Genomic DNA, 15,978 nt, shown 5'->3' on the forward strand with positions numbered 1-15,978 from the left:
AGAACCGCTTTGAAAAACGCCGAGATCGAATAGATATGCTCCCTCTATAAGAGACAGAGAAAGAAGCAAACCACTGTCATCATAGAGGGAGCATTGTTATGAGCCACAAGCACAAGATACCGTAAGAAGCAAAGTCAAGATTATCCGAGCGTGCTTCGACGCCGAGAAAAGCCTAAGGGAAGGAGCGAGAGAAGTTGGAGTAGATTATGACCCCCTGCGCAGTTGGATAAGAATCTATGAAGAAGGCGTCGAAGGATTTTTGCACAAGCGAAATCAGGCGTATCGCGCCGAAACAAAAACAGCGGGCGTCATCGATTACCTGAGATGAACCGGCAGCTTACAGGATATCTGCAAAAAACACAAGATCCGCAATACGCATACACTCCTCAGTAAAACACTCGGGAGGCGGAAGTTACATGAAGCAAGGCCGGAATACGACGAAAGAAGAACGCTTGGAGATCGTAAAGGACTGCCTGGCGTCGGAGAAGAATTACGGCGAGACGGCGCTCAGGTACAAGGTGAGTTACCAGCAAGTGCGAACTTGGACGTTGCCCTTTGAAGAACTCGGCGAGGCTGAACTCGAAGACCGGCGAGGAAAGCGGAAGAAAGATCAAACGCTGAGGACAGAGCTGAAGACGGCGCAAATCGAGATTGAACAGTTGAAACATCAGCTGTATCTTGCGGAGATGGAGCGCGACCTGCTAAAAAAATTGGCTGAGCTCGAGAAGAGGGATGCCCCTCGCAAGTGAGACAGCCCCATCTCTACCGAGCCGTTCAGGAGTGTCATACGGCGAGATCTCCCATCGAAGAAACCTGCAAGATCCTGCACATTTCGAGAGCAGCCTATTACTGCTGGGCATCCGGCAAGTGGAGCATCAGAACGTTGAAAAACGAAAGGATTGCAGAGAAGGTTGAACAGATTCATATGGAAAGCTCGGATAGGAGTAGCGGAAAATCAAGGTGATGTCAGATCGTATGAACGCTCGTCTCGTTCTTTATTTGTCGTCTTGTTTCGTCGCGGCGGCATGGAACTGCCGATCGTTCTGTTGCAGAGAGGAAAAAAATAACAGCTATTCTGTGTATTTGTCGTTTGCGTGGAGGCGTAATATCTGAATATTTCGGAATATTTTTTTGCCCCGTTGCCTTGCCGCATTTTGAGCTTCAAAACGTCTGCCTCGGCGAGGCTGCAGAGGGCGGGGATCTGGCGGCGGTGATTTCTTTTTTATCTGCGAAAAGAGCTGTTTCCGTTGGAACTCTTTTCCCGGCGCCGCGCCGGTCACGGCTGATGGGTCAGTGGCCGATGCCGACGTCAAAGCTGTCGATGATCCATTTTTGACGGTCTTGTTCGTAATGACAGAAGGCGCGCCAGCCGTTTTGCGTGCTCCATATGTTGAATTCGTGCGTGGACGGAGGCTTGGGATTCCCTTTCAGCGCGCGGAAGTCGAGTCTTTGCAGATTTTGCCCCGTTTCCAGACAGGCGCCGAAGTCGTCGATGGCGTCATTCAGCCTTCTTCTTTGCTGCGGATCGAGCTTTTCGGCGTCATTTTTCGCCCCGGGGGAGAACTCGAACGAATCGATCATTGGCGGCTGCAGTCTCTCTTGGTACAGTTCTTTCTTGACCTGGTCGAAGATCACTCTGCCCCACGCCGACAGGGTGCATTGTCCGTCCATGACGGTCAGCATGGTTTCCGGCAGGCCGGCGCACTCTGCGGCGGGCAGATCGCGGTAATTCATGCGGCGTACGACGGCGAGGTGGGCGCGGATCGCCTTTTGGGCCGCGGAGGAGATGTCGAGCGGCAGACGGGGGATGGTGATGATCTCGCGCCCCGATTCAAAAATGTAGAAAATCTCGTCGGCATAGAGCATTCCCAGCGTCTGCATGTATCCCTGCAGCGTTTTGAAACCGCCGATCAGGTTGAAGACGATGCGGGAACCTCTCTCACGGCTTGCTGGCAGCGTGGTGCGGCACCATTCGATGAGATTGTTGACGCCGCGGTGGAACGATTCAACGGAAGCGGTGTTCAGGTCCTCGACTTTTACGACGTCGGCCGCCATTCCGCGTTTTCTGCTCCAGTCGGCGAGGATCTCGGCGGTCAGCTTGCCCTGAAACGTGTCGGTGCAGACGAAGTACGCCATGTCCCCGGCGCTGTGCTGCGCTGTAAGGTTGGCGCGGCGGTAGTTGAGAAAGCCGTTCAGTTCGGCGGAGCAACGACATACCCGAGCTTCGTCGCTTTCCCCGAGCAGAATCTCGCGCCGCGAAGCGGCGATATTTTCAAGCCGGTCGCGCTCCTCCGGGGAATAGTCCTGTTCAAGCTTGTTGGCGTTTTCGCGCAGAAAAATCCGATCGGTCTCCGACGCCCCGTTAGTAAGAATGCTTGTGCCACAGGTTACCACATAAATTGTTCTCATGAGCACGATCCTTTCGAACACGGTGAAAATTTTTTCTTGAGAAAAGTTTGGACGCATAGTATTATACTAACATATATTAGGTATAATTGCTTAAGATTGAAAAATCACGAAAAACAACTTTTTGTCTGTTGAAGCGGCGTAACTGTAAAAGTTTTCGACGGCATGAAATAAGCAAATGTGGGACGATGGGCTTGTCGAGGAAGAGGGGCAGCGTATGAAGCGCGTTACGGTGATTTGCACGGTGGGAATGTCCGCTGCATTCTGGCTGGACAAGAATCTGAGTGCGGAAAAAAAGGAGCAGGAGGCGAAACGCCTTTGCGACGCTTCTGACGAAGGCGTCAGGCAACTTATCGGAGGTTTGGCGTCTCCCAGGGCGGAGCTTTTGATGAAGATACTGGATTCTTCATCGTTGTCCGACGAGGAAAGGAAGGCGCTGAACGAACAGGATTTTCGCTTCCCTTCGGCGGAAGTGCAGACGTTGTACCGCTGGCTGCGGCGCATCTTTGAGAAGGACGGCGAAGCTGTGTTCGAGCGGCTGCACGTCCTTCTGCTTCCCTCGGAAACGGCGGTGTCGAAACTGACGGTGCTCTGCGCTCGGGTTTTTCTCGAAAGGCTGGTCAGACTCTGCTTTAAAGGAAGAATCAAGAAGCTGGTCTGCGAAGAGGGGAAAAAGGGCGAAAAGGGAGATATACGTCCGGTCGCCATCGACGTTCGGGGCAAGGGGAGCTTCAACCAGTCTGTTGTCGATCTCTATCGTGAATTTGACGAATGTCTTGAGAAGAAGGAGAACGGGGAAGAGGTCGTGCTCTGTTCCACAGGCGGCTACAAGGCGATTTCCGCGTTTGCCGCCGCATACGCGCAGCTTCATGGGTTGCCTTGCCTGTATACGTTTGAAGATTCTCCCGAGGCGTATGAGCTGATGAGCATGCCGCTGGGATATGCTTACGCCGCGCTGGACGAGGAGATCAATATGCTCAGGGCGCTCGACAGGAACCCGGAGATGATGCAGGCGACCTCTTTGCCACAGTGGGTGCGGGATTCCGGCAAAATGGCGGGGGCTCTGATCAAAAGTTACGACGCGATGCGCAAAAGGCCGTTCGGCACGGGGCAGGCTCTGTTCGAGCGGCTGCGGCGCTGCGGCTGCGAAGGCACGAGATGGGCGGAATATCTCGAAAATCTTTTGGTCTGCAAATGGGAAGACCTGTGGCTGGGCGACCAGATCCCGGAAACGGTCGAGCACAGCCGCCGGCATTCCAAACGTCTGATGGAGTTCACCGTCAATCTGTTTCGCTGCGCGGAAGAACCTCTGAAAAACGCCGGTTTCGACGACGAGCATCCCGAGATGCTGGCGCTGCTGATCGCGTCGATTTACCTGCATGACATCGGGCACACGGCTCTGACCTACGCGGGGGCTTCGGAGCGCGGATGCGACAAAGATTTTCCGCTCGGCCTGTTTCCCTCGGCGGTGCGCGAAGTGCACCATCTGCTGACGGCGTCGCTGCTGCGCGAAGAGTCCGATTGCTATTTCAGACCGGGCGGAGCGCCTGGAGGACTGCTTGACGAGAACGGGGAAAAGCAGGCGTTTCTGGCCCGTTATGTCCCGCTGGTAGCCGAATATCACCGCCATTACACGAAACTGTGCCGCGCCGACGGCACAGCGCAGGCGAATGAAGTCGTTGAACTAGTTGGCGAAACGCTGTGTACGGACGACTTTAAACAGACGTTGAAGCCTCTTGAAGAGCGGCTTGACGGGATTCTGCGTCTGGAGGATTTTGGACATGCCCGGACCGGGGAAACGCGGGATGCGATAATCCGGCGTTTTCTGCGGCTGACGGCGCTGATGCGTATTATCGACGCCTGCGATGTGCAGGCCGACCGCACGATCAGTCAGGAGTACATGGAAGCGCGGCATCGGCGCACGGAAAACGAAGCGAATTTTGTCGGCCGCCAGCTTGAGGGGTACGCGGATGCGCTGCCTGAAGATCTGAAAGTTGATGTGCAGGAACTGACGCAGGAAAAAAGCGACGTGGATAGAATGAAATACCTGTGCAAAGAAATTTACAAAGGCGTTTTCCGGACGCTGGGAGGTATGAAAAAAACGGAAGGCTGGCTGGCCGTACAGCGTGATCCTCAGTCGTTGCGGCGCTTTCTGGCGCTGTCGCTGGCGAACCGCTACGCGTTCAAGCGCGAACAGGCGCTTCATTTCGGCAAGCACCGTCAGGTGGGCTTCGTGCTGCCGGTGTGGGATCCAGGCGACTGCGTGAGAATCGACATTTACGGCCTGGATGGAAACGCTGAAAACGGCACGCTGCCAGAAATCGAAAAAGAGATTCAAGCAGAATATCAAAGCGTCGAGAAACTGCTGAGAGATGTGCTGCGGTTCAAGGCTCACGTTGTCGGGCGAACGGCCTCTTGATCGATGAGCGCCCCAGACGGCAGGCGCGCAGGCAACGCCGCGTCGAGGCGCGGATTCGGCGTGGCGCCTCCGGGGATCAAGCGGAATGCGCATGGTATTTGCGGGAGCATGGACTCGGTGGACTCAAAAATTTTTAATATGCTAGAGTATATTTGACTTGCTGAAATGAAATACGGCAGGACAAGGTCGAAAGGTGTCAGGCGCAGCGCGCCGTCCGAGGTGCGGCGCGGTTGTTTTGTCTGTTTCGGAGGAGGCGGCAGAGTGAGGAGTATGGCGGAAAAACTTGGCGGAGCGCTTCGATTGGGGGCCTTGTCCGCGCGGGAATGCAAGGTTTACGCGTGCAGCGTCATCACGCCCATGTTCGGTGGCGGCGCCAAGGCCGGAGAGGTTAGCAGAGAATTTCCCGTGCGGGCGCCTTCCATACGGGGGCAGCTGCGCTTTTGGTGGCGGTTGCTGCATGGCATTCGCGGCCTGCGGGGCAACGCGTTGAAAGAAAAGGAATGCGCGCTCTGGGGCGGCGTGTTCGCGGCGTCATCCGACGGGGACAAAGCCGCTTTGCAGCATGCCAGCCGCGTCGGAGTGTTCATAAAAGAGGGGGCAGGCCAGTCTGTCGTATTGAAACCGGTGAAGGACGCTCAGTACGCCCTCTTCCCGTTTAGGGATAAATCGGGAGTCCTTCCCGAGTTTGATTTCGGTCTGGGCGTCGTCTTCGAGCCGCGGCTGCGCTCCGAGCTCAAGGAACAGTTGGAACGCAGTCTGCGCGCCTGGGCCAACTTCGGCGGCGTCGGCGCGCGCACGCGGCGTGGCTGCGGGGCGGTTTTCTGCCCTGAGCTGGCTTTTGAGAACGAAGAAGAAGCGAGTGCTTTGGCCGTCTCGTGCGGACTGCGCGTGTGGACGAAAGAGTGCGACTCCAAGCAAAGTGTTGCTGCGTGGAACGAGGCTGTTGGGTGTTTGCGCGATTTCAGGCAGGGAAAAGACGTAGGGCGAAACGGGGCACGCGGCCGCTCGCGCTGGCCCGAGGCGGACACGATCCGTAAGCTGACGGGGCAGTGCGATCCCAGACATGAAGCCGTTTATCCCCCGGATCATCCGTACGGCTTTCCCCGCGCGGTCTTCGGCATGCCGATCGGCTTTAGATTTAAGACGTCAGGCGAGCCGGAGTCATGCCAGCTGCTTCCTTTCGGTGCGCAGCGCATGAGCAGCCCGGTGATTCTGCGTCCGCTGCGCTTGAAGGATGGCCGTGTTCTGAGCATGGCTGTCTTTCTGCCCGAACCGGATCTTTCCTGTAGTCTGAGGTTGAGCGGAAACAAGCTTGGGGGAAGACTGAATAAACTGGATAAAGAATGCAGCGACTACCAGGGGGCAAAGTTCGCGAATTACAAGGGTTCTCCGATGGAAAATCGTTCCAGCACCGGCAACGCGTTGGAAGCGTTCCGCGCCTATTTAAGAGAAAAAGGTTTTAAGGAGGTGACGGGGAAGTGAGCGAACGGAACTATTTACTGCAGATCGCCATCGGCCCCGTGCAGGATTTTATCGCCGCCGCGCGCCGCACGCACGACCTCTGGATGGGGTCGCGGATGCTTTCCGAGCTGAGCAAGGCCGTGGCCTGCTGCGTGAGGGATCGCGTGAGGGATCTGGGCGGATCTCTGATTTTTCCCGACGCTGTGCAAGACTCGTCCTTGTCGGACGGCATCGCCAACGTGATCCTTGCCAAAGTGACTGCCGCCGACGCCGAGGAACTGGGGCGCATCAAAAACGAGGCGAAGAAGGCCGCGGAGGCACGGCTGGCTGAGTACGGGCGCGAAGCGCTCGACACGCCGCTTGGCAAAGAGGGCGGAAAAGTCGGAGATCTCGTCGTCATGGAGCGCTGGAACGGGCAGCTGGACGATATTATCGAATTTTACTGCGTCTGGACGCCTCTCGACGGACGTCCGTACGACGAAGCACGCAGAACCGCGGCCAAACTTCTGGCCGCGCGCAAGAACATCCGTGACTTTAGCCCTTCCCCGTGCGCGGATCGCGTGGCCAAAAGCTCGCTGGACGGACTGCGCGAGAGCGTGTTCAAAGATGGCAAGAGCCTTTCCGACGCGCAGAATCGTGCCATGACCCGCACGCTGCGCCTCAAGCGGAACGAGGCGCTCGACGCCATCGGCGTGATCAAGCGCATCTCCGACGCGAAGAATTTTCCTCCTGTTTCCCGCGTTGCCGTCGATCCCTGGGTGCGCGGCGTGTTTGCCGCGGCTGGCAAGATGAAAGAAGCGGACCGCAAGACGATCCTCGAGGCATGCGAGGAACTGAAATTGTGGGGCGTTCTCTCCGCGGTGGGGGCGGATTTTTACGAGAAATTCCCTTACGGCGGCGAAGCGCTGATGCGCGGACGCTATGCCGGCATGAAAAAGGATGCCGAAAACGAAGGGAAGGACGTAGCTGAGAGAGTTGCGGAGCAGTGCCGTAAAATTGTCGGCGTGCTGTCGAAACTGAAGCCCTGCGACCGCCCCTGCGAGCCGTATCTTGCCGTGCTCAGCGCCGACGGAGACCGCATGGGAGCGATTCTGGACAACATGAAAGACGCCGAATCGCACCGTTGCTTTTCAAAAAAGCTTGCCGATTTTGCCTGTCGGGCCAGAAATGTCACCAAGGAGCATTACGGCGTTACCGTTTACACCGGGGGAGACGACGTGCTTGCCTTTCTGCCGTTGGATACCGCTCTTGACTGCGCCAGGGAACTGCGGTCCGAATTCGGCAGTATCATGAGTTCCGACGTTCCTTCCGGCTGCCGGCCGACGCTTTCCATCGGCGTTTCTATCGCTCATGCTCTGGAAGATCTGGAGTTGCTGCTCAAGTTTGCCCGCCGCGCCGAGAGCGACGCCAAGAACGGGCTCCACGGCGAAGCCGCCGTCGGCAGGGATCGGAACGGACTGGCCGTTGCCGTCCGCGCTCGCGGCAACATTGCCGTAACGGTGCGCGAGCAGTGGCCCGCTGCCAGCGAAAACGACGGACGAGAGAAGCCTTTGGCTCGGCTTTCTCTGGCCGAACGGCTTGACTGGTGGGGCGACCGCTTTGCCGGAGGCGAGATTCCCGATAAGTTCCTGCACGAACTGCTCGAGACGGCCCGCTTTTACGAGAACTGGGACGACAGAGAGTCGCTGGCCGAAGCTGTGAGAGCCGACGTCATGCGCATTTTCGCGCGCAAGGACACGGACCTTTCCGCCGAAAACGAGGCGGAAATCGCCCGCTACATCGGACGCAAGCTCGGGGATGGCGCGGGGGTCAAAGAACTCGCCGATGAGCTTGTCGTCGGCCAGTGGATTGCGTTTGCCCGCCGCTATACGCGGAAGCCGACTCCGCAGAAGGAGGCCGAACGATGAAATACCGGATGATTCCCATCGAGCCGCTGATTGCCCGCGATGCGCGCACCTTCGGCTCCGGAGGCGGCGGCGCGCGCGTCCGTTCCCTTGACTGGCTGACGCAGACGGTGGCCGCCGGTTCCGTGCGCACCGCGCTCTGGAAGCTGACCGGGGAGACGCCGTCGTATCTGCGCTCGATCGCTGTGCGCGGTCCGTTTCCCGAGATCGGCGGCAAAGTTTATTTTCCCCGGCCTCTGGATTTCATCCAGGCTCAGGAAGGCAAGCCGTACCAGCTCCTTCCTGCGGAGTTAGAGGACGAGCAGTCTGCGGACATGCCGCTTGAAGGGCTTTTGCTGCCGTCGCCCGATACCGAGGAAAACTTCAAGCCCCGAAAACGGGGCGGATACTGGTCGCTGGATCTTTACGCCCGCTGGCTGTGCGAGGAAAAAAGAGGACTGACGGAGCGCGACGGGCGCGACGGGCGCGTTGATTTCGGCGACGACTGGCTCGACGACATTCCCAAGGACGAACGTACTCACGTCAGCATCGCGCCGGAAACGGGCGCTGCCGGCGACGGGAAGATCTTTTCTTCCACGGGACTCGATTTCGTGCACCGGACGGCGGAGCGAACATACGCCCCCATCGCGGCGGCGCTGGAGATCGACGAACGAGCGGCCCGCTTGCTTGGAGATTTTACTGCTCCCGTCGGCGGGATGCGCCGTCTTGCCGATTTTCAGCAGACGGATGACGACGCGGCATGGCGCTGCCCCCCCTGCCTGGACTGTCTGCGCGGTGGTGACCGGATCCGCATGATCTTGGCGACGCCGGCGCTGTTTGCGAACGGCTGGTATCCCGGCTGGATCGGCGGGGATAAGACCCCGCCTCGCGAAGGAATTTTGCCTGGTACGGATGTGCGGGTGCGGCTAGTATCCGCCGTTGTCGGTCGCTGGCAGCCTCTTTCCGGCTGGTGTCACGAAAAAGGCAGAACCGGCCCCAAGCCCATGCGGCGCATGGTCCCGGCCGGCAGCGTCTATTTTTTCGAAGTTGTTGCGGGGAACTTTGTCCCTGATCGGGTCTGGCTCCGTTCCGTCTGCGACGAGCCGCAGGATCGGCTCGACGGATTCGGTCTGGCGCTGTGGGGCGGCTGGCGAGAACATAAATAGGGGAGAGGACGAACATGGGAGAAAAAACTTTCGTTGAAAAAAGTTATTGGCTTCATGCGCTCAGCCCGATTCATATCGGCGCGGGACGCGGACTTGGCTATATCGATCTGCCGGTCGTGCGCGAGAAGGTGACCAACTGGCCCTATATCCCCGGCAGCAGCGTCAAAGGCGTGATTGCCGCCCATCACAACGTTTCCAACAATTCGGAAAAACGAGAAGGCGATGCCAGGATCGCTTTCGGCGCGACGGGCGATGATTGCAGCAATTCTGGTTCGCTCGTCTTCACTGACGCGCATATCCTCTGCCTGCCCGTGCGCAGCTTTTACGGCACCTTTGCCTGGATAACGTCGCCCTTCTGCCTGGAGCGCTGTGCCCGCAACGTCAAAGAGCGCTCCGCGCCGCCCGTGATTCTTCCTGACGAATTTCAGGCTTTTACGGCTCAAGACACGGCGCTTACCAAAGAGCCGGGCGGGAAGATGTATCTTGAAGAGCTTGACCTTGCCTCGGCTTTTAACGAAAACGCTGAAAACTGGGCGGAAAAAATTGCCCAGACGCTGTTCGGCGATGACGAAAGCTGGAAAAAAACTTTTAAAGCGCGCTTCGCCGTCGTCCACGACGATATCTTTACCTTCCTGTGCGAAGCCGGGACGGAAGTGACGCCGCATATCAAGGTCGACCAGGAAACTGGCGCGGCTGCCGACGGGGCGCTGTGGTATGAGGAAACGCTGCCGGTCGAGACGCTCCTTGTCGGCCGGGTCTGGTGCGATAAAATTTACGGCGTGCCGGAGGACGAAACGCCCACGAGCGGGGAGCTTTTAAAGCAATTCTGCGGTTCCGAGCTCTCCCTGCAGCTGGGCGGCAAAGCGACTACCGGCAAGGGGCACGTCCGCTGCCTGTTCAAGGACATCGAAAAGGCCGGTGAGCTTCATGAGTGAAAAAGATGAAGTTATGCTGACCAACGGGCAAAAAATGGCGCGGGCCGCTTTTACCGCCGTGAAAAAAGTTTGCGCAGGCGGGAAATATGAAGACTATAAACGCTTTGCCCTTTCGTTCCCGTGCTTGATCCACAGCTGCGGCCTCGTCCAGGCGGCGACGTTTGCCGACGCGAAGGGACAGACCAAGTACCTTGAAGGTTTGCAGGAAGTTTTGCAAAACGTCGAAACGGGATGTTCCGACGACTTGGTCAAGAGCGCCAGAGAAGCCGATTTGAAGGAGTACATGCGTCTGAGCCGCCGGGCATTGGAAGCTGCCGCCTGGATCAAACGCTGCTGCGAAAGCCTTGACGGCGCGGAAAACGGAGGCCCCCGATGAACAGTTGCCGAAAAGCGCTTGATTGCTTGTGCAACAATGACGGCGCTTCAAATGCTTCGCTGGTCATGGAGCGTTTTCTGGCAGAAATAGAAGACGCGAGCAAAGATGCCCGCGGCGGGGATAACGCGATCATGGCTCGTACGAGGCTTTACGAGCAGATGAAAAAGGCGCTGAAATGTGCGAAAGACGTTTATGAAACGTCCTATCGGCGGCGTGAAAACGCCTTTAAGGCCGCTGGAGCTATGCTGCTCGAGTTCCGCACGACGGCGCCTCTGGCCGTCGGCCTGGGCGGAAAAAACGTGTTGGAAAACGGACTTTCCTTGGAACACACGTATGGCGTTCCCATCATTCCCGCCAGCTCTCTGAAGGGCGTTCTTGCCGCTTACTGCGCCGAGGCGCTGAAAAACGCTGCGCCCGGCGGGGAGGCCGCCGCCGCGTGGCTCGAAAACAGCAAAGTTATCTTCGGAAGCGCCGCCGCGGACGGAGCGTCGGCGAAGGGATACGTGCGCTTTCACGATGCCTGGATCACCCCCGAGAGCCTTGAAAACTGTCTTCACGACGACGTCGTCACGTGCCATCACCGCGGCTATTACAGCCAGCAAGAGCCTGCTGTCCCCAGCGATTTTGACGACCCCGTTCCCGTCAGCTTTGTTTCCGTCGGAGGTACGTTTCTGGTCGTTTGCGACTGCGAAGAACCCGACGCCAGCAGGAAAAAAGCCATTCTGGCAGAGATTGGAAAACTGTTCGAACGTGTCTTGGGCGAGCGCGGCGTTGGCGCGAAGCGCAGTTCGGGATACGGACGGCTGAACCGGCAGCTGTCGACGCAGGAAAAGCAGGAAGCACACCGGGAAGCTCAACGGGAAATTGCCCGAAAGGACGGCATGAAGTATATCGAGGGCGACATCGTTGAAGCAATGTGCTGCGGTTTCCGTAAAGTCAAGGGAAAGGCTAAGCCTCGATACAAACTTGTCGACGAAGACAGCGCGCAGAACGTCAGCTTTTCTCCGGGGATTCCTCACGCTCGTGAGGGGGAAACTTTTCGGGCTAAAGTGACTGCGTGTGATCTCGAAAAAAAGACTTACACCTTGGAGCTCATCGAAGAACCATAATTTCTTCTATTGGCGCGAAGGAGTTTGATATCCGTATCTCTGCCGATGGACAGCGCGTTTTTTGCCCGCGCTGCAAACATGTTGTTTCCGTCGTAAGAGCGGAGCTCCTTGAGACTCGTTGGCGTTAAAAATATAGGCTCGCCTTGACAGCGAAATGTTATGCGAGAATCGTACGTGGATAGTTGATGAACGCCGTCACGCGTTTGGAAGAAGAAATGGATGACGACAGCTCTAAGTGCAGACGGCCCGTCTTGTAGAAAGAATAGTTGCCCAAATTATGCGGCGGAATATTCAGATAATTTTCAGGACCAGACGACACAGATAACGCACAGTGTCTGTCGATATGAACATCGTGTTTCCGAAGGAAGCCCTCCGATGTGCTTTGCGCAAACAGCGCTGCACTTTTTATATATGTGGTGAATGCTGTTGCTGTCCATGGTGCAGATCTGTGCCCTATCGTACGGCGACCAGGAAATTCCTTGGGAACTGCGTTGAAGAGATAAGTTGAACATGATACACACTGAAGACAAACCTCCGCTCACGCGGAGATGGACCTCATAGATCGTCTTGTTCGTTGTGGTGAGCCTCCAAACCTCCGCTCACGCGGAGATGGACCTCCTCGTAGATCACGACGCCGTTGCTGGTCGTGCAAACCTCCGCTCACGCGGAGATGGACCCGCTTTCCCTGATTGGCGAAGGCGACAGCCCCGCAAACCTCCGCTCACGCGGAGATGGACCCGAAATGGACGCACTGACCGCGGGGCAAGGGGACAAACCTCCGCTCACGCGGAGATGGACCCGCATGATAGTAGCTCGTCATGTCGATGGTGAGCAAACCTCCGCTCACGCGGAGATGGACCCCCTATCAGGCTATGCGGGACGTTCACCGCCTCCAAACCTCCGCTCACGCGGAGATGGACCTGAAGTTTGTGCTGTTGCAGGATGGGAGCAGGGCAAACCTCCGCTCACGCGGAGATGGACCGCCATTCCAGACGCCCCGCTGGCACATCACGTCCAAACCTCCGCTCACGCGGAGATGGACCTACCGCGCTCTTCCTTCGGGGAGGGCGCGTTTTCAAACCTCCGCTCACGCGGAGATGGACCCTCTTACTTCGCGCAGGGCCCCCAGACTCCCAACAAACCTCCGCTCACGCGGAGATGGACCCATGGACATTCTTGGACGAAAAACGGACAAAGCCAAACCTCCGCTCACGCGGAGATGGACCCACGAGTATGAGCGGCTGATCGACCGCCACGAGCAAACCTCCGCTCACGCGGAGATGGACCCTTGGCGGGCCACTCTTCCCGCCCCGCTTCCACCAAACCTCCGCTCACGCGGAGATGGACCCCCCGGACCTCAGATAGACGTGACTCGTATTCGCAAACCTCCGCTCACGCGGAGATGGACCTACTCGATGATGCTGCTCATGCCCAAGAACCACCAAACCTCCGCTCACGCGGAGATGGACCTCCAGTCTGTAAAGCCCAGTGCCGTCAAGGCGACAAACCTCCGCTCACGCGGAGATGGACCCTACCAGACGCTGGCCAGAGCCAAGCAGGCAAGCAAACCTCCGCTCACGCGGAGATGGACCTCCGAAGAACCAGTCTGGATCTCTCGTAGCGAGCAAACCTCCGCACACGCGGAGATGGACCGGGAAGGGCTGACGGGGCATGCCCGCAGCGTTCCAAACCTCCGCACACGCGGAGATGGGCTCCTAAAAGCGACGGCCGCACGTGCGGCCTAACCCTTCGCACATATCCGCCAGTGGTCGTAAGCTATGACTCATCCTTGAACGTTGACGTTGGCAACAGATGCCCCTGGCAACGGAAGTGGATCCGCAACCGGGGGCAATTATCACAAGCTCATTTTTGTGAACTTCTCGCTGATGTCTGACGTTCAGGGCTGAAATAATCAATTCATAACCGTCGATGAAGCAAATTAGATGATAATCTCTGATTCGATGCCGTTATTGTCCTTTGCGATTGCCTGCAGGCTCTTTCCCATGGATCCTTAGGTCTCCGCATTCAACAAGTTTTTTTGATCCATGACCTGATCATGAGCTACATATATTTGTCGAGTTTTTAACTCCCGGTCGAATTGGGGAATTGTTTAGACGTCGTATCTCATAAAATTGACTTCTTTCCAGAGCCTCTGATCGACCGACTCTTTTTGCCGCTTTTTATGTATTCATCGTAAGCATCTTTGACGACGGTAATATCGTATTCCTCGATGCGGTCAAACAGGGCCCTTTTAAAGACTTCTCCGATGAACATCGAATGCAGCTTCACGTAGCTGGCGGCAAGATGTTTTTTTTCATCGGTCAGCCGAATGAAAAAGCCATATCTTTTTCATCTCCTTTTCTACAGTTCGTTGCACTATCAAAAGAGGCTGCGCGTTCAGCATCGCCAAGTTTTTCTTGGATGAGAAGATGGGCCTGAAACGGTAATTGTCTCTTTGTCCTCGACTTATCTTCGACACCACGTGCCGTTACAACGGGGTGCCGCCGGGGTATCCATAACGGCGAGAAACAGCTGGCACTGAAGGGCTGACGGGGGCTTCCTTCATGGCGTTCTTCCACGGAAAACTTATTTGACAGCGTCTTGCCGTAAGTTATAATTTATGTACAAATTGAGTCGTATATGGAGGGCTGTTTTGCGGACGCGCGTTTTTGCGGGGCGCGGATATATTCGAAGGAGGCTGGATAACATGGGGTTGCGCTTTAAAAAGAGCATCAAAATTCTGCCCGGCGTCAGCGTCAACATCAGCAAAACCGGCGTCAGCGCCACGATCGGGCCGAAGGGGAAGAGCATCAACGTCGGCACGAACGGCATCTTCGGAAATCTCGGCCTGGGCAAGGGGCTGTCCTACCGCAAGAAGCTGGGCGACGTGATGCCCAAGAACGCGGGAACCGCCGGTTTCAAGCGGGTTCTCAAGATCGTCATGCTGGTCGTGATCGCGGTCTATCTGATCTGGCAGTATGCGGGGCCGTTCCTCGGCGGATTTTTGGGCGGCGTGAGATGATTTTTTCGGAGAGACGGGTTCCGGTTCGAAAGAGCCGGAACTTTTTTGTCCGGAGCCGCCGGTTGAACTGCAAAAATGTTTGGCGGCGTTTTGATATCTATTCTTAAAAGAATAATATTTATAAGATATTCATTGACAATCGGGTGAGGCGATGATAGTTTAATATTGATTCATGGTCAAAATAAAATCGAAGGAGGCTTTTTTATGAGATACGGCGTTCGCAACGATCTGATGGCGACGGTCCAGGCAGTAAAGAAGGGCGATATCATGTCGCAGATCGAATGCACTCTTGATGCCGCAGGCAAACTCAGCTCCGTGCTGACGACTGATTCCGTGGCCGAGCTGGATCTTAAACCAGGCGACAAAGTGCATCTGTTGATCAAGGCGATCCACGTGATTCCCGCCAAGGATTGATTTCCGTATTCACTGCAACGAGGCGGCCGAGCGAGGGAAGAATTGTTTCTCGGATTACGGGCGTTTGGGGCCGGTCAGGATTATGGAGCCGGCAGGAGCTTTGCGAGGAGACGTTTTCTCCCTGTATAGCGGCGCCGTTTCCATTCCGTAAAACAGGACGAGAATCTTTATTGTTTTCTCAATTGGAGGAGTTCGGTTTGAAGAACTGAACTCCTCATTTTTTACGATTTGGAGGAGGCTGATTTTTTTTCGTGCCTGAAATTCTTGAAATGAGCCGAATTACAAAAACAAACGTTATTTTTTTGTTCTGGTAGGAAATATTTGTTTAAATTATGATTATTGACTTTACAAATCGAAATTTATATTCTATACACTGTCAATAGTCAGTAAAAATATCACTATAACTGCTCATTGAAAAAGTCAATGCAGCCACGTTTCTTCAAGCGACAAACGCTCATCAAGAAAAAATGGTTAAAGTAACGTTGTCAGAGTAAAAGCAACAGGGCAACATTAAGTTTGAAAGAAGGATTTTTTAGTTCTTAGTTCCCCGCTCTTCCCGGAAAACATCGCATAAGAGCGACTGAAGACATGCAAAACCAAGTGTGGAAACCGCTGGAGCCGCCTCTTGAAGCCGTTAAAAGTGCATGATCACGTCAGAAAAAAAGCCTCCGCGTCAGACTTAGTGCAATTGCTGAATCTTTTGGAGTCAATGCAACGATGACTCTCTTTTTACATTGCAGTTACTTTGACGTTTTGCGGAAATTATATACAGAAGGAGCTTCGGAGT

General features: G+C 56.0%; 13 protein-coding genes and 1 CRISPR repeat array. Of the genes, 11 read left to right on the forward strand and 2 right to left on the reverse strand.

What is annotated here, in order from left to right:
- The first annotated feature begins 142 nt into the window (after window positions 1-142).
- Window positions 143-328, forward strand: coding sequence for a hypothetical protein (locus HMPREF7215_RS14015; RefSeq protein WP_408582163.1), 186 nt, complete (start codon window positions 143-145; stop codon window positions 326-328).
- An 88-nt stretch (window positions 329-416) separates the two neighbouring features.
- Entirely contained in the window at window positions 417-749 is a 333-nt protein-coding gene (locus HMPREF7215_RS12280) for a helix-turn-helix domain-containing protein (protein ID WP_009164027.1), read from the forward strand.
- A gap of 541 nt (window positions 750-1,290) precedes the next feature.
- Here HMPREF7215_RS12280 and HMPREF7215_RS02450 read toward each other — a convergent pair.
- Window positions 1,291-2,409, reverse strand: a complete 1,119-nt coding sequence (locus HMPREF7215_RS02450; RefSeq protein ID WP_156797402.1) for a putative CRISPR-associated protein — start codon at window positions 2,407-2,409, stop codon at window positions 1,291-1,293.
- 385 nt (window positions 2,410-2,794) lie between these two features.
- Here HMPREF7215_RS02450 and HMPREF7215_RS02455 point away from each other — a divergent pair, with 385 nt between their 5' ends.
- The 7 genes from HMPREF7215_RS02455 (at window position 2,795) to cmr6 (ending at window position 11,755) form a co-directional block, all read left to right on the forward strand.
- Window positions 2,795-4,825 carry an HD domain-containing protein gene (locus HMPREF7215_RS02455; RefSeq protein WP_198004537.1) on the forward strand — a complete coding sequence of 677 codons (2,031 nt, stop codon included), beginning with the start codon at window positions 2,795-2,797 and terminating at the stop codon, window positions 4,823-4,825.
- Window positions 4,826-5,095: 270 nt separating this feature from the next.
- Window positions 5,096-6,307: a type III-B CRISPR module RAMP protein Cmr1 gene (gene cmr1 / locus HMPREF7215_RS02460; protein ID WP_050768856.1), complete on the forward strand. Its 1,212-nt coding sequence runs from the start codon at window positions 5,096-5,098 to the stop codon at window positions 6,305-6,307.
- Entirely contained in the window at window positions 6,304-8,193 is a 1,890-nt protein-coding gene (gene cas10, locus HMPREF7215_RS02465; RefSeq protein ID WP_009164033.1) for a type III-B CRISPR-associated protein Cas10/Cmr2, read from the forward strand. Before cmr1 ends, cas10 begins: the two co-directional genes overlap by 4 nt.
- Window positions 8,190-9,335, forward strand: a complete 1,146-nt coding sequence (locus tag HMPREF7215_RS02470) for a type III-B CRISPR module-associated Cmr3 family protein (protein ID WP_009164034.1) — start codon at window positions 8,190-8,192, stop codon at window positions 9,333-9,335. The genes cas10 and HMPREF7215_RS02470 overlap by 4 nt, the downstream gene beginning before the upstream one ends.
- A gap of 14 nt (window positions 9,336-9,349) precedes the next feature.
- Window positions 9,350-10,270, forward strand: a complete 921-nt coding sequence (gene cmr4 / locus HMPREF7215_RS02475; RefSeq protein WP_009164035.1) for a type III-B CRISPR module RAMP protein Cmr4 — start codon at window positions 9,350-9,352, stop codon at window positions 10,268-10,270.
- The gene (locus HMPREF7215_RS02480) at window positions 10,263-10,646 is read left to right on the forward strand and encodes a type III-B CRISPR module-associated protein Cmr5 (RefSeq protein WP_009164036.1); all 384 of its coding nucleotides are present in this window, start codon (window positions 10,263-10,265) and stop codon (window positions 10,644-10,646) included. The genes cmr4 and HMPREF7215_RS02480 overlap by 8 nt, the downstream gene beginning before the upstream one ends.
- Complete coding sequence (gene cmr6, locus HMPREF7215_RS12285; RefSeq protein WP_009164037.1) at window positions 10,643-11,755, forward strand: type III-B CRISPR module RAMP protein Cmr6; 1,113 nt, start codon at window positions 10,643-10,645, stop codon at window positions 11,753-11,755. Before HMPREF7215_RS02480 ends, cmr6 begins: the two co-directional genes overlap by 4 nt.
- A gap of 527 nt (window positions 11,756-12,282) precedes the next feature.
- A CRISPR array of direct repeats spans window positions 12,283-13,469; the repeat unit is 28 nt; unit sequence CAAACCTCCGCTCACGCGGAGATGGACC.
- 410 nt (window positions 13,470-13,879) lie between these two features.
- On the opposite strand, the gene HMPREF7215_RS14020 is transcribed toward cmr6, so the two are convergent.
- Window positions 13,880-14,086, reverse strand: coding sequence for a DUF6290 family protein (locus HMPREF7215_RS14020; RefSeq protein WP_040550229.1), 207 nt, complete (start codon window positions 14,084-14,086; stop codon window positions 13,880-13,882).
- Window positions 14,087-14,462: 376 nt separating this feature from the next.
- On the opposite strand from HMPREF7215_RS14020, the gene HMPREF7215_RS12695 reads away from it, so the two are divergent.
- Window positions 14,463-14,777 (forward strand): DUF4236 domain-containing protein, encoded by a 315-nt coding sequence (locus HMPREF7215_RS12695; protein WP_009164040.1) that lies wholly within the window; start codon window positions 14,463-14,465, stop codon window positions 14,775-14,777.
- A 204-nt stretch (window positions 14,778-14,981) separates the two neighbouring features.
- Window positions 14,982-15,191, forward strand: a complete 210-nt coding sequence (locus HMPREF7215_RS02500) for a TOBE domain-containing protein (protein ID WP_009164041.1) — start codon at window positions 14,982-14,984, stop codon at window positions 15,189-15,191.
- The last annotated feature ends 787 nt before the right edge of the window (window positions 15,192-15,978 follow it).

Origin of the sequence: Pyramidobacter piscolens W5455, assembly GCF_000177335.1 — a bacterium.
GTDB lineage: Bacteria > Synergistota > Synergistia > Synergistales > Dethiosulfovibrionaceae > Pyramidobacter > Pyramidobacter piscolens.